This window comes from Flavobacterium sp. HNIBRBA15423 (assembly GCF_052655965.1).
This window is the reverse complement of the sequence record NZ_CP199751.1, coordinates 3,909,321-3,925,351: the sequence shown is the minus strand read 5'-3', so window position 1 is coordinate 3,925,351 and position 16,031 is coordinate 3,909,321. Positions and strand designations below refer to the sequence as shown.

4 protein-coding genes are annotated in these 16,031 nt (G+C 33.1%); all 4 read right to left on the bottom strand.

All coding sequences use genetic code 11. The features are described from left to right. Positions 1-54: 54 nt before the first annotated feature. Entirely contained in the window at positions 55-1,245 is a 1,191-nt protein-coding gene (locus ACULEV_RS17435) for a phosphoglycerate kinase (protein ID WP_445456323.1), read from the bottom strand. Positions 1,246-1,330: 85 nt separating this feature from the next. Next, entirely contained in the window at positions 1,331-2,284 is a 954-nt protein-coding gene (locus tag ACULEV_RS17430; protein ID WP_445456322.1) for a PorP/SprF family type IX secretion system membrane protein, read from the bottom strand. A 58-nt stretch (positions 2,285-2,342) separates the two neighbouring features. Further along, entirely contained in the window at positions 2,343-12,812 is a 10,470-nt protein-coding gene (locus tag ACULEV_RS17425; RefSeq protein WP_445456321.1) for a T9SS type B sorting domain-containing protein, read from the bottom strand. A 63-nt stretch (positions 12,813-12,875) separates the two neighbouring features. Beyond that, the gene (locus ACULEV_RS17420) at positions 12,876-16,019 is read right to left on the bottom strand and encodes a PorP/SprF family type IX secretion system membrane protein (RefSeq protein ID WP_445456320.1); all 3,144 of its coding nucleotides are present in this window, start codon (positions 16,017-16,019) and stop codon (positions 12,876-12,878) included. Positions 16,020-16,031 lie beyond the last annotated feature (12 nt).

Below are 16,031 nucleotides of genomic sequence, written 5' to 3'. Positions count from 1 at the left end.
CTCTTTAATTTTAGTTTATTTGAGGCTTAATTACTACAACACATTATTATTATTTTAATCGTTTAAAATGGCGGCAATACCAGGTAAAACTTTACCTTCAAGCATTTCTAACATTGCTCCTCCACCTGTAGATACATAACTCATTTTTGGTTCTAGTCCAAATTGTTTTACAGCTGCTACACTATCACCTCCTCCTACTAATGAAAAAGCTCCATTTTTTGTTGCTTCTGCAATTGATTCACCTAGTGTAATAGTTCCTTTTGAAAACGTTTCCATTTCAAAAACACCCAAAGGACCATTCCATAAAATTGTTTTAGAATCATTTAAAATCCTATCAAATATAGCAAGAGATTTTGGACCAGCATCAAGACCTTGCCAACCGTCTGGAATTTGCTTTACATCCACAACTTGTGTTTTAGCATCATTTGAAAAAGAATCTGCAGCAATAACATCAACTGGTAAATGAATTTGTACTCCTTTTTCTTTTGCTTGCTTTAAAATTTCAATCGCCAAATCAAGTTTATCATCTTCACAAATAGAATTACCTATTTTCCCTCCAAGTGCTTTAACGAAAGTAAATGTCATTCCTCCACCAATAATCATATGATTTACTTTGTCCAAAATATTCTCAATAACAGTAATTTTAGAAGAGACTTTACTTCCTCCTAAAATAGCCGTTACTGGCTTTTCAGAGTCAGAAAGAACTTTGTTTATACTTTCAATCTCTTTTGCTAATAACAACCCAAAACATTTTTTATTTGGAAAAAATTGGGCAATTATAGTTGTAGAAGCATGAGCTCTATGTGCTGTGCCAAACGCATCATTAACATAAATATCTCCAAACTTAGAAAGTTTTTCCGCAAAAGCCAAATCTCCTTTCTCTTCTTCATTGTAAAAACGAAGATTTTCAAGCAAAAGAATTTCTCCCTTTTGTAAATTTTCAACAGCTTTCTCAACTTCTAAACCAATACAGTCTTTTACAAATTTTATTTTGTAACCCAATATTTCTTCAACTGAAACAATTATGTGTTGCAAAGAATACTTGTCTTCAAAACCCTTAGGTCGTCCTAAGTGACTCATTAAAATTACACTTCCACCACCTGAAATAATTTTATCAATTGTAGGCTTCGCAGCTTCTATTCTAGTAGTATCAGTTACATTGAAATATTCATCTAAAGGAACATTAAAATCTACTCTTATAATAGCTTTTTGATTGTTAAAATTAAAGTTGTGCAGTGTTTTCATTTATTCGTTATTTTTTTAAATTGTTAAAGTTTACTACAATTCAAAAAAGAACTGCAGTAAACTTTTCAAATTTAATTGTTTATTTTTAATATACAATTCTATTTTGGGTACATGGACAGTTACTTAAACTTTGTAAAAAGTCAAACCCAATTGTAATCATGTGAGTCCCAGAATTATATGATAAAAGCTCATTTGTATTAATTTGATAGGAGTAACCAAAATAGAAATCACTTTTTCTAAGACCTAAAACTGGTCCAACCGTAACTGGCGTAAGAGATTGTTCATTTAAAAATCTTGCAGTAGCACCTATCCAAAAATAATCTTCGTAAAAATGTTTTTTAAATTTAATATTCAAATCTGTTGTCGAACGACCATCACTTTGATAATATTGAACTAAAGCAGAAGGTTCAATTTCAAAAGTAGAACCACTTCTTCTTATTTTACTTCCAAAATAAACTTGGTGATTTAATAATAAATCAGGCTCTAAAAAATTAACTTCTCTAATGTTTTTATCTAAAATATTTGAAGCATTATAACTTATAAAAAAATCTTTATATCTATATAGGAAACCTATATCAAAATTATAATTTTGAGTGGCTCTATCTCCATTAATTGCAGGATCAAGTTGATTACTAAAGTTTTCAATATCAATTCTAAAATGATTCAAATTAAATGAAATACCTAAAGATAAGTATTGCTCGCTATCATAATCTAAAATTAAATGCTGAGCAAAAGATAATTTGGCTCCATATTGTCTTGTATTACCATTTTTATCATTATATAAAAAAACACCAACACCAGATCGATCTGCAATACGAAAATCTGCTGCTAAAGATTGATTAATAGGAGAGTTTTTAATTCCAACCCATTGAGTAAGTCCATTTAAACGGATTCTTGCATTATCTCCAATACCTGCAAAAGTAGGAGACATAGTAAAAGGATTGTCAGCTAAATACTGCGTTTGTTGAGGTATTGTAAGCTCTTGAGCATTCAATTGACACAAACTGAATAGTATTAAGAATAGTGCTACTTTTTTCATTTTAATATCTTTTATTTAATACTAAGCCCATTAAAAAATAGGCTTAGTCTTCTTTTTATTATCTATATAATGTGAAATTACCTACAAACTCTCTAGCATCAGTCTCACCATTCAGTTTCAAAACATACCAATAATCTCCAGAAGGTAATTCATTACCCATGTAAGTACCATCCCAAGATTCTCCTGGACGTAAAGTAATAATTTTTCTACTATATCTATCAAACACATAAGTAACAGCTTTAGGATAGTTATCTAAATAATTAGGACTCCATCCGTCATTAGTTCCATCACCTCCTGGTGTGAAGTAATCAGGAATTTCAACATCAAAGAACTCTATAAAGATATCTTCAGTATCTGTACAACCATTTGCATCAGTAACAATTACAGTGTAAGTATCTGTTTGATTAATAAAATAAACAGTATTAGAGCCCACATAAAGAACAGTACCGTTACTATTTAAAATAGTATACTCATATGGCGGTTCGCCTCCAACTGTCGACATCGTGAATTGGTTTAATCCACTCTCTGTAAGAGTTAAAACTGGTGTTGATGGTAATGTAACTATAAAGTTTACTTGTTGCTGACATGTATTTGTATGTGTCACAGTCACAACGTGAGAACCACTAGTTACATTTTGGAATACATTATCACTAGGTTGAATTACTGCACCATTATCTAAATCAAATGTAAGTTCAGATATATCTATTTCATCATTAAACAAAATAGTTACGTTAGCTTGTGGTAAATCATTAACACAAATTGTTTCAATTATGTAATCTGCTTGTATATCTACTCCAACTCCTATATTAAATTCAACTGTAACAACACATCCATTTTCATCAGTAACAGTAAACAAATAATCTCCTGCACTTAAATTAGTAAAGATAAAATCTCCTGTTAGTGAAGTTTGAGTTGAAACTCCATCTGTTGCAGTATAACCAACTGCTCCCGACATTGTTCCTCCTGAAACCGTAAATTCAACTGATCCACCATCTCCTAAACAAATTTCTGGAATAGGTGTAACACTTACTACTGAAAATACTGGTGGCACATCGATAGTGAAGTCAAAAGGACCCACACTACATCCATTTTGATCTTGAACATAAACAGTATATGTTCCAGGACCTAAATCAGTAAACACACCTGAATTAACAGTTTCATTCGGTACAGATGAAATAGAGTATTGAATTGTTCCTGTTCCACCAGAAGCAACTACTGTAATAGTACCATCTGTTGGATTATCAGCACAAGTTATATTTGTTGAAGTTAATGTTGTAACATCAATTGGAGTAGGTTCAGTAATAGTGAATGATTGAGAAACACCAATACAATCACCATCTGTTACTTGAATTGTATAAGTTCCAGCTGGAACATTTTCAAATACACCTGGGGATAGTTGTGAACCAACATTCGGTAAAATATTATAAACATAGTTTCCTAAACCATTAGTAGCAATGGCTGTAACTGTTGTTGTTCCACCGTTACAAGAAATATAGGCATTCGCCAAATCTATAGCTACTGAAACAGGAATAACTGGTTCAACTGTAATTGAATTTGAAACAACCACAATACAATTATTGGCATCCACTACATAATACTGATAAGTACCAGCAGGAACAGTAAATTGAACTAAAGCACCTCCGAAAGGTATAAAGCCACCATTTGGAGAAGTACTATAACTATAAGGAGCTGTTCCACCAGAAGCAGTTAATTCTAAAATCGCATCCGTTTGACAAGTCGGGTCATAAATTTGTGATAATGTAGCTACCACCTGATCAGCAGGTTCAGTAATAATAACATCTGCTGTTGTAAATGTACAATTGAAAGAATCAGTAATAGTAACATTATATGTACCTGCTCCTAGATTAGTAAACAGATTACTCGTTTGTGGAGCTGATGGTGGTGTTCCTGTTGTAATATTATTTAAAACATATAAATAACCACTTCCATAACCTCCTGTTGTGCCTGAAACTGTTATAGTCGCATTACTATCGCCTATACATAATAAAGCAGTTGGTGTTGCACTTATTGAAGCAGAAATAGGTGTTGGATCTACTAGAGTAACATCTACAGAAAGCACACAACCTACATTGTCTCTTACACTTACTGTATATGTACCTGCACCTAGTCCTGTAAAAGTAGCTATTGAAGACCATGTTGGAGTAACTCCAGGTCCTTGAATCTGATATTCATAAGGTGCACCCCATCCATCTGAACCTACAGCAGAAATACTTCCATCGTTACCTGGATTACAAGTAATAGGTGTATTTGTAACATCAATAGCTAATGTGGCTGTCGGCTGAGTAATTGTAAAACTTGTTACTGCTGGACAGAAAGGACTATTAGTTAAAGTTGTTTGTAATTCATAAACTCCTGCTGATAAATTAGTTACTGTAAATGGACCAGCTGAACCACTAGAACCAGAAGTTACAAGTGTATTAGTAGAATCGTAAATCTCATAAGTAAATGGTCCAGCATCATCTGTAGGTGTCAAGTTTTGATCTACAAAAGTAAAACTCACACTTCCATCTGTGCCTCCAAAACAAGTTACATTGTTATCTACTGTTGCATTAACAATAAATGTATTTGGATTGAATACATAATGGATAGTTTGCACAATACAACCTGTAGTCGCATTTTCTACAAAAATATCATAGCTACCAATAGTTAACCCTGTGAAATTTGGGTTGTTTACTTGAGTTACATTGTATGGCAAAGTATTCGTTGGATAACCCGTTACTGTATAATTTAATGTGGTAGGAACTCCACCAGTTGTAGTCACGTTGATAGTTATATCTTCAAGAGTTGTACAAGTAATTGGCGAAGTAACCGTTACCGTTGGGTTTGATATTTGAATAAATGGTGCTATTGAAGCTGTTGTAGTTCCAATACATCCATTATTATCATAGACATTAATTGTATAATTTCCTCCAGCTACATTCGACTCTAAATAGGTATTACTTGTACCTGATTGAAGAGTTATTCCTCCTTGTATAAATTCATAATTAATATAAGTACCTGAACCGCCTGTTACTCCTGTAACAACAATAGAAGCATTGTTTACAGTATTAGTACCCGCATTACATGCAAATTCGGTTACTGTTGGAGCTGGTACAACTATTACAGCTGGTTCATTAACATCAATATCTAAAGTAGTTGTACAACCTCTTCCTGAAGTTACCACTACAGTATAAGTTCCGGCTAGCAATCCACTAAATACATTTGTATTTTGTGAAGGGAAAGTCATTGGTCCCGCAGTAATTTCATATGTATAAACTGGGTCAGGATTAGATCCAGTTAAATTAATTGTTATAACTCCATTAGAGGCTCCATTACAAGTTACATCAATTACTGTATTAGTAAATGATGGAGCTATAGGTTGAGCTAACGTAACATTAGTTGTTATAAAACATCCAGTGGTGTTATCTGTTACAGTAACATTATAAGAACCCGCTGGCACATTAGAGAAAATATTTCCAGTCTGTGTGATTGGAGCTCCATTTGGATTTATACTATATGTATAGCTTCCTGAACCACCAGCTGCATTTACAGTTATAATTCCATCACTTACACCACAATTTCCTGATGTTGCAACTGAAGGTGTAATGTTCATATTTAATGGTGGATTTATAGTAATTGTTTCTGTTTCAGTACATCCATTTGCATCTCTAATGATAACTGTTTGTGTTCCTGAATTTAATCCAGAAATTGTAAATGGATTTGTTGGATAAGTAGCAAAAGTATTTCCGTTTACACTATAAGTAAATGGAGCAACTCCTACAGCAGCATTCGTAGTAACCGTGATACTATAATTTCCTTCACTTGGGTTACAAAGTGTTGTAGGATCTAAAGTTACAGTTATATCAGGACTTGAATCTGTTGGCACAAATATACTTGTGAATGGCTGAATACATCCATTAGCATCTTGAATATATACATCATATGTACCACCTACAAGATTACTAAACACATTTGATGATTGACCTGGCCAAACAGGTGCTACACCAAAATCAGCTATTTGATAAGTATATGGTGGTGTACCATTAGAACCCGTTACTGTGATTTGTCCAGCTTCAGAACATAGATTATCATTATGAGTCACAGCTGCTGTTAAAGATAACAATACTGGTGATTCTGATATGGTAAAGTTAATAGATGTTTGTGTACAACCATCATTAGGTCCACCGTTCTCTGTAAATAATATAAAATATTCACCTGGAGGAAGTACTCCAAAATTATTTACACTTATAGGAGCACTTGGTGTAAGAACATTTCCAATACCACCTACTGGAGTATTATTTAATGCTTGATATATTTGATAAGAAACACTTGTTCCTGAGTATCCATTAATAGTAAATGAAACACTTCCATCATCAGCACCTGTACAAGTTACATTATGAGGAGTAATTGTTGAAGTAATATTTGAAGGTGTTGGCACTGGTCCAGGAGCAGTTTCAAAATAGTAACAATTTGTACTTTCATCATAAACGATAAAACTATATGTAACACCTGGTATTAAATTAACAAATGTAGAACAGAGCCCTGTAGGGTCTGTAATATCTGCATCTTGATATCCAGGACCTGGATAAGTTGGATATGGAGGAATTAAAGGTGCTAAATCTTGATAAATTGCAAAATGATAAGGCCCTCCAACAACTGCAGTATTTACACAAACTCTTATTGTCCCTCCTGTAGTACAATCTGCAGTTGGAGTAGAGATGTCAATACTTAAACTGTTAGGTGGTGAAGCAATACTAACACTATTTTGTACTAATACACATCCATTTGCATCAACTACCTCAACTGTATAAATTCCAAAGTTTAAGATTGTGAAAGAATGATCTTGCCCAGCAGCAGCAATAAATGTATCCGAATATGTTCCTGTAGAATTATCAATATTGTAAGTAAAAGGTGCTGTACCTCCTGTTACATTAACAACATCAATTGATCCAGGCTCTGTACCTGTTGCTCCACACTGAATATCTGTTTCTATAACTGTAAAATTAATTGGATCTGGTTCGGTTAAGGTAATTGTTGCTGTTTCAGTACATGAATTAGCATCCATAACTGTGACAGTATAAGTACCTGCTGTTAAACCTGTAAAATTACTTCCTGATTGGAAATTAATTCCATCTATACTATAAGTATAAGGAGACAACCCTCCAGAGGCAGTAACAGATATTGCACCATTAGTATCTCCATTACATACATTGAATCCTGTTTGTGTAAGTACAGGTACATTTAATATTGGTAATGGAATAACTGTAATTACAGTAGTAGTTACCGAACAACCTGTAACATCAGTAATTACAAATTGATAATCACCTGGAATTGATGTTGTATAGCTAAATGTATTTCCTGTCACACTATTAACTGTAGGATCTAATACTGTATTAAATATTACTTGATATGTATAAGGTGCGTTTCCACCATTGATTGTTACATCAATAGCTGCATCTGGCGAAGTCGTACAATTTAAACCACTTGTCAAAACAGCATTAGCTGTTAATTGAGGTGCTATATTTATTACTGGTAAAGTAACTTCACAACCATAATCATCTCTTACAATAATAGTATAATTACCTGGAGTTACTGAGAAAGTGTTACTTGTTCCAAAAGTACTTCCATTAATACTATAAGTATAAGGAGCGGTGCCTCCTGAAGCAGTAATAACAATTGTTGCTCCATTTGTACCATCATAACATAAATCTGATGAAACATCAACTATAGCTGTTGGAGTAGTTGGAGCTGGTATATTAATTACTACATCAATAGGGTCTGTACATAATAATGCATCTTGAACCACTACTATGTAATCACCAGGTGTTAAGTTTGAAAAAACATTATTAGCACTTAAACCTACTAAAGTATTTCCTAATCCATCTTGCAATTCGTATTGATAATTAGGTGTTCCTCCTGAAGCAGAAGCTGTAATTACACCGCCATTCAAACAAGTAGCAGGACTAGATAAAACAGCATTTGCAAGTAAAGCATTAGGCTCTCCAATTGTTTGAGTGAAAGGGAAAGAACATGGTGTTGATGATAGATCATATTGAATATCTATTGTATATGTATCAGCTCCTAAACCAGTTATTGTTACTGGTGAAGTAGTTGAATTAATTGGTCCTGTTACATTTCCACTTGAATCAGTAATCGTGTAATAAAATCCATTAATAGGATCAAAATTTTGTGCTGCTATTGTAATTTGACCATCATTAGCTCCATTACAGCTTACATCACTTGTACTTGTAATTTGTGCAGAAAATGCTTGATTACAATCAATTAAAATAGGAAAATCAACTTCAGTAATACAAGCAATAGGTAATTGGAAAACATTAATATCATCAATAACTACATCATTTCCATTAATTACATTACTATATGAACGAATAACAAAACTCAACGAGGTATAAGCTCCAGGGTTTAAAGCCAAGCTATAAGTTTCCCATTGATTTGACTTAGGAACTGCGATTGGAGAAGCTGTTGGTGTTGTAGCAACTATTATTTCTGAAGGTAAGCCTAAATCATAAATTAATTGAATTGTTAAATTAGGATCACCTAAGCTAGGGCTACCACTATTAATCAAATTCATTGCCCATAAGGATACTTGAATATCTTGATTTGGTATAATATTATTTATAGGTTTACTATATAATATTCCGCCAATCCCAGCTGTACCTCCTATGTTTACACATAAAAATCTCCCATTAGGATTAGTTCCATTTGAAGTATGATCTAATGGATCATTCCATGAACCAAATCTTGGATTAATTCTTGGAGTAACTCCGTATTCTCCATCATTAATATAGTCATCTAAGTTACAAGTATAACCTGGAGGATGAACTCCAGACTGGTCTTCAAAACAATACGCTGTGTTAATACCTGGAGTTGTTGTAGGTGCACCCACACCAAAATCTTCAAATAATAAATTACTATATGTAGGAACAGTTAATGTTTCATATTGAACTGTTACCTCATGTGGTCCACATGGCACATCAGTAAATACATTATTATCAGGAGGTGTATTTGGATTTCCATCTAATAAATAAGTATAAGCAAAATTACCTCCATTATTATTTATTGTGACTGTAGTCGTTGCAGTACCATTACAATTAAAATCTGGGTCATCTATAGTAATAGTAGGCTCCTGAGGAACTGGATCAATTGTAACACTAGAACAGAAAGTACATAAGTTTGAATCTCTAATACATACTGTATAAGTTCCAGGTGGCAAATAAGCTTCATTAGCCACTCCCCAAGTTAAACCTCCGTCAAAACTATATTCATAAGTTCCTGTTCCGCCTTGAGGGTTAGTAATTCTGACTCTACCTTCACCATTTGGTCCACAACCTGCTAATTCAGATACTCCTGCAGAAGCTGTTAATGCTATCGCTGGTTGAGTAATTGTAATCGTTTGAGCTACAGTAGAACAGTTGACTCCGTTTAGAGAATATTGAATTAAAGTTTCATAAGTTCCTGCTACTAAATTTGAGAAAATGGGATTTGAACTAAAATTACTTCCATTATCTATACTATATAATATGGTATACCCATTTGTATTGGTTACATTAAACACTATTTGTCCTGTAGATTCTCCATAACATAAAACATCTGTTTGAGTTACTGTAAATTCTGGAGCAGGAATAGCATCGATAGTTACACTTGTTGTTGCAGTACAGTTATTAAAATCTGTAACTGTAAAATTATAAGTTCCTGGTGTTGTTATTACAAAATTAGGAACAGAATAAATATCTGGATCACCGCTAATTGTATATACATAAGGTGGTGTACCTCCAACTGGATAAAGTGTTATTTCACCATCCGTACAAGTAAGTGGTATAGTTACTGCACCTGTAAGAGTTAATAACGGAGGGTCAGATATCGTTATATTTTCTGTATATGTACATCCATCTGTAGTTGTAACATTAAGCGTATAATTTCCAGCATTTAAATTTGAAAATATATAATCATTTGCGTCAATTGGTCCAGCTGAAGCAAATGGATTTCCTCCTAATAGTAATTCATAAGAATATTGAGGGTCCACATTATTTACTTGAACTCTTATTTCTCCTTTGTCACCATTACATAATGCATCTTGAACAATAACATCTACATCAAAGTTTCTTGTATTTACAACTACATTTGGAATACTGAATAAACAATTTCCTACTCCGCCACCAATTTGTTGTGTATATACTGTATATGTACCAGCTGAAACATTATTAAAAACATTATTGTTTTGTTGCCAAGGACCTGTAGCACTTGTTATACTAAACTCATAACCAGTAGGAGGAACACCATTAACTGTAATCGTACCAGGAGTAGCACAAATTTGATCTGTTGCAACAACTGTTGGTGTAAATAAGTTTTTATATACATTAAAATAGTACGTTCTAAAACATCCATTTTGAAATGTAATAGTGACTCTATATTCTCCTGCATCAACTGCATTGAAATTTGGTCCTGTTCCCACTTGAGTCCAATCAGAATCTGGACAAGTTGTATTTGGACATGTTGATGGTGGGTTAGTTGTACAATTAGCTGTCGTACTTAAAACTTCCCAAACTATAGTTTGAGCATTTAAAATTCCTGTTTCAATTAACTGACTATCTGAAGCACCACATAAATAAATTTTAGGCAATTCAGAACCATCTATAGGACAGATGTCAACTTGATCTGCATAAGGAATCACTGGATTAGGAACTACACCATTAAAATCTACAACATTAAAAGTTTCAGTAATAGAAAGACATGGAGCAGGAGCTGTATTCACAACACTATATGTTCCAGTTGTACTTACAGTATAAGATTGACTAGTTGCTCCAGCAATTGCATTTCCTGCAGTAGGTGGAGAACCATTGTGCCATTGATAAGAAACATAACCACTACCTGCTGTTAAAGTAACTGAAGATCCACACAAAACTTCTTCAGCCTGAAATGTACAATCATCAATGTCAGCAATAAAGTTAGTTGCACCAGGAGTAGGGAATAAACACGCGTCTATACCAGAAGCACTTGGTTGCTGATTTTCAACAATATTACCTGAAGTTGAACTACTATATGTTTTATAGGCTTGATTTGTAATTTCATTAGAACAAGCATCTCTTAAATCATAACAATTTTCAGCTACTCTTACTCTTATTCTAATCTGATAATTTGCTCCAAATTCTGTTACTAAATTATCAGGTATAGTAAATGTAAGTGTATTAGACGGTGGTGGAGCAAATGTATACGTTACACCAGGTGGAACAATAATGTCAGCTGGTAAAAAAGTTACATTAATAGGTAACTGATCCACAATTGTAAAACCTGTAGCATCATCATTTCCAATATTTTGAAAGTCTAAATCATAATAGATTTCTTGACCTAAAGCTACAGTAGAATTTCCAATATCATTTCCTGCTAAGTCTCTTACAACTTTGATTAAATTAATTTGCGGTTGAATAACTTCAATCGCAAATGCATTCATATAATAAACATAAGAATCATTATTAGTTTCTAATCTGATTGTAGCATTGGTCGCATTATTTGCAATAACTGCATTTCCTGGGTTTGGTACATTAATTATACCAGCATCAAATCCAAGTAGATTAGAACTATTGATGTTTCTAGTTGTATAAGCTCCATTTATATCATTAATAGTGGAATTAAAAAAGTTATTTGCTGGTCTAGTAGGGATTGTCATACTAGTACCATTAATTCTTAACCTATCATCAACATAAGCTCTATCTCCTTCTAAAGCAGCAAATGCCAATTGAGCTCTTACTGGTCCAATTGGAATAGAATTAAATCCACTTATTGGAATATCTAAAGCAGGGTCACCACTTCTAATATTACTAAATCCATCAAATACAGTAATATTTTTTGCAGTTGTTAAAGGATCTTCATATACCATTATTAAATTCCAACCTCCAGAAGTATTACCTCCCAATCCAGATTGAATATTTCCAACACCATAAGTTCCATTGGCATCTGGTAAAGCTTGAACTAATGTAGTTACATCAAAATATGCAGCGTATCCAAAATTATTACTTGAAACCGCTTGATTTACTGTAAATGTATCAAATAATGTGGTACCTGTTATATTAATATAATTCCCTCCAGGCAATTTAAATTTAACTTGATTTAATAAATTTCTATCTACTTGATTTCCAATATTATTTGGATTATAAACACCAGACCAATACAAACCAGCATAAACAATTCTATAACAACCTGCTGTAGCCACTGGAATAGTTAAATTTGCAGTCGTTGAATTAAAGGTAGAGGCATCTCCATCAATATCAATATACTGCATATTAAAATCATTATTCACTCCAGTACCATTATAGGCATTATTTGGAATTTGAGAGTTCGTTTGCCTATTTAGGATATTATTTCCTATTTGGAGCATATCTCCCTTTAGACCAATAAATGTACCTTCAGGTCTGGGATTAAATGGCACAAAATTCTGGGCAAAAATAGTAGTACTCATCAAAATTATGATGAGATATACTATTCGTTTTAGTAGGGTAATTTTTTGTTTCATAGTATTATAGATTTTAAGACCTTTAAAAGTAATAAAAATTTTAATATAAAATTAACATTTAACTTATTGAACCTGAACGATCTTCATTTTTTTATTGTATGATTTAGTTCCTCTTTTACTTAATTCGTTTGTTGCTGGACTCAATTCGTCAAATTTACCTAAGAAAACGTAATAGTTTCCATCGTAAATATTATAAAACTGATTCACACTTGTTCCACCTTCTGAGACTACTTGTTTAATAAAAGCATCTCTTTGTTTCGTATCCTTAAACTTACCTAAAACAACATAGTAACCACTTGCAACATTATTCATTTTCTTAACAATTGGAATATCGTTAGATATTGGTTCATTATCTAATAAGTTACCACTAACTTCTTGTCCTTGTGCATTTTGATTATTAGCCGTTGAACTCTTGATATTTTCTAAGTTTCTCTGATCATTTTCTATTCTCTGTTGCTCACTATCATATTGTGCTTTCTTAATCCTTCTTAATCTCTCTTCTTCAACATCAGCATTAATTTGTTTTATTTTCGAATCGGCTAATTTTTCAAGCTCAATGTATTTTTGTTTTTTGCTCTTTAAATCATCTAAGACATTTTGATAATACTCATTTAATTGTTTTGTATCCTCATTATTTAGTCCCTTTTCTTTCATTTCATTTAACCTAGCTCTATTAGCATTTTCGAAGTCAAAAATTAAATCATCAAAAACTTTTTTATTGCTTGAAATTTGACTCTTAATAGCATTTAATTGAGCATTTTGTTGTGTTGTACTCACAAATTTTCTTGCTGGTCCTCTATAATTTGGATCATCTTCTGCTATAAATGCTTTTAAATCTAAATCACGCTCTCTCACAAGTGAGTCTAATTTTTTAATTAAATCATCTGATTTTTTAGTTCTTTCATTAATATCACTCTTATAATCCTCTAATAAATTATTAGAAATATTCAATTTACTTTCTATACCAGCAATTTTATCTCCTACCGAAAGTTTGGCATTATTAGCTTGTTCTCTAGCCAATCTATCTTTCTCTGCTTGTTCTTTTGCTAATCTATCTTTCTCAGCTGCCTCTCTAGCCAATCTTTCTCTTTCTGCTTTCTCTTTAGCTAATCTGTCTTTCTCAGCTTGTTCTTTTGCTAATCTATCTTTTTCAGCTGCTTCTCTTGCTAATCTATCTTTTTCGGCTGCTTCTCTTGCTAATCTATCTTTCTCAGCTTGTTCCTTAGCAAGTCTATCTTTATCAGCTGCTTCTCTTGCCAACCTATCTTTCTCTGCTTGTTCTCTAGCTAATCTATCTTTTTCGGCTTGTTCTTTTGCTAGTCTATCTTTCTCAGCCGCTTCTCTTGCCAATCTGTCTTTCTCTGCTTGTTCTTTAGCTAATCTATCTTTTTCGGCTGCTTCTCTTGCTAATCTGTCTTTCTCTGCTTGTTCTTTTGCTAGTCTATCTTTCTCAGCCGCTTCTCTTGCCAATCTGTCTTTCTCTGCTTGTTCTTTAGCTAGTCTATCTTTCTCAGCCGCTTCTCTTGCCAATCTGTCTTTCTCTGCTTGTTCCTTAGCAAGTCTATCTTTCTCAGCTGCTTCTCTTGCTAATCTATCTTTTTCAGCCTGCTCTTTAGCTAGTCTATCTTTCTCGGCTGCTTCTCTTGCTAATCTGTCTTTCTCAGCCGCTTCTCTTGCCAATCTGTCTTTCTCTGCTTGTTCCTTAGCAAGTCTATCTTTCTCAGCTGCTTCTCTTGCTAATCTATCTTTTTCAGCCTGCTCTTTAGCCAATCTCATTTTCTCAGCTTGTTCTTTTGCTAATCTATCCTTCTCAGCTTGTTCTTTTGCTAATCTATCCTTCTCAGCTTGTTCTCTAGCCAATCTCTCTCTTTCTGCTTTCTCTTTAGCTAATCTGTCTTTTTCTGCTTGAGATAAGGCCGCTAATCTATCTTTCTCAGCTTGCTCCTTAGCTAGTCTGTCCTTTTCTGCTTGTGCTAAAGCAGCTAATCTATCCTTTTCTGCTTGTTCTCTAGCTAATCTGTCTTTTTCCGATTGAGATAATGCAGCTAACTTATCTTTTTCTGCTTGTTCTCTAGCTAAACGCTCTTTCTCAGCTAATGCTAATGCTGCCAATCTTTCTCTTTCAGCTTGAGCTAATCTCTCATTTTCAGCTCTTTCTTTAGCTAATCGTTCTCTTTCTGCTTTTGCCTTATCAATTCGCTCTTGCTCAAGTTTTGCAAAAGTAGTATTAACCGCATTTTTCTTTTTAGCATTTCTTTCTCTTAATTTTTGTGCTCTTTTTCTATAATTAAAAGAATCGTCATATTCATCAAATCTATAGGATAAAGAAAATTCATGGCTTGAACCAAAAAATAACGAATTACTAATCGATAAATTATAGGCATAACCAATTAAAAATTTATTTGAAATTGCTACTCCTATTCCTGCATTTGCGCCATATAATGAATTATAGCCTGCTTCCACCCAACCCATTTCCTTTTGATCTAATAAAAAATTTCCTGCAAGTCCAGTTGCTCCATTGCTATTATGTGCACGCAACATTGTGGAAAAATTGGCACCATCAAGAATATTATAATAACTATCTAGTTCTTTAGTATACATTAGATGACCTGAAAAAGAACTGGATTTATTTTCTTTTACAGATTCGCTCGTGGATAAATTATAAGATATTATATTATCTGCTGCGATACCTATATCAAAATTATTAAAATTTAAATTGACTCCAGGTTTGACAGAGATAACTGTTGTAGCACTTAAGTTTCCAAAAAGTGGCTCAGGTGCTTCAGTAATCGCTTTATTAACATCTATACTACTACTTGAAAAATAAGTATTAATACCAAATGTGAAATTTGCTTCTTTTTGTAAAGGAACATTTAAAGAATAATTAACAATACCTCCATTATTTTTAAATATACCTACCGATTGAGAATAAGCCCCTATTCCGAATCTTGATTCGTTACTTATTCTACCCTGATAGTTTATTAAATATAAAACTGGTGCATCTTCAAACTTTACCCATTGTCTTTTATTTACAAGGTTTATAGTTGGTGCTATTTCTCTGGCATAACTAAATGACGGGTTTATCAAAAATCTATTTAATCGTATAGAATTATTTAACGATACATCAAAAGAAGTGTATGCATTTTCTTGTGAGAATGCAGCTGTAAAAAATATACATAAAATTACACTTAAGTACTTGCTTTTCAATTGATTTGTTTG

Bases quoted from the DNA above. Each gene is read 5' to 3' on its own strand.
- ACULEV_RS17435 (WP_445456323.1), bottom strand. From the start codon at position 1,245: ATGAAAACACTGCACAACTTTAATTTTAACAATCAAAAAGCTATTATA.
- ACULEV_RS17430 (WP_445456322.1), bottom strand. From the start codon at position 2,284: ATGAAAAAAGTAGCACTATTCTTAATACTATTCAGTTTGTGTCAATTG.
- ACULEV_RS17425 (WP_445456321.1), bottom strand. From the start codon at position 12,812: ATGAAACAAAAAATTACCCTACTAAAACGAATAGTATATCTCATCATA.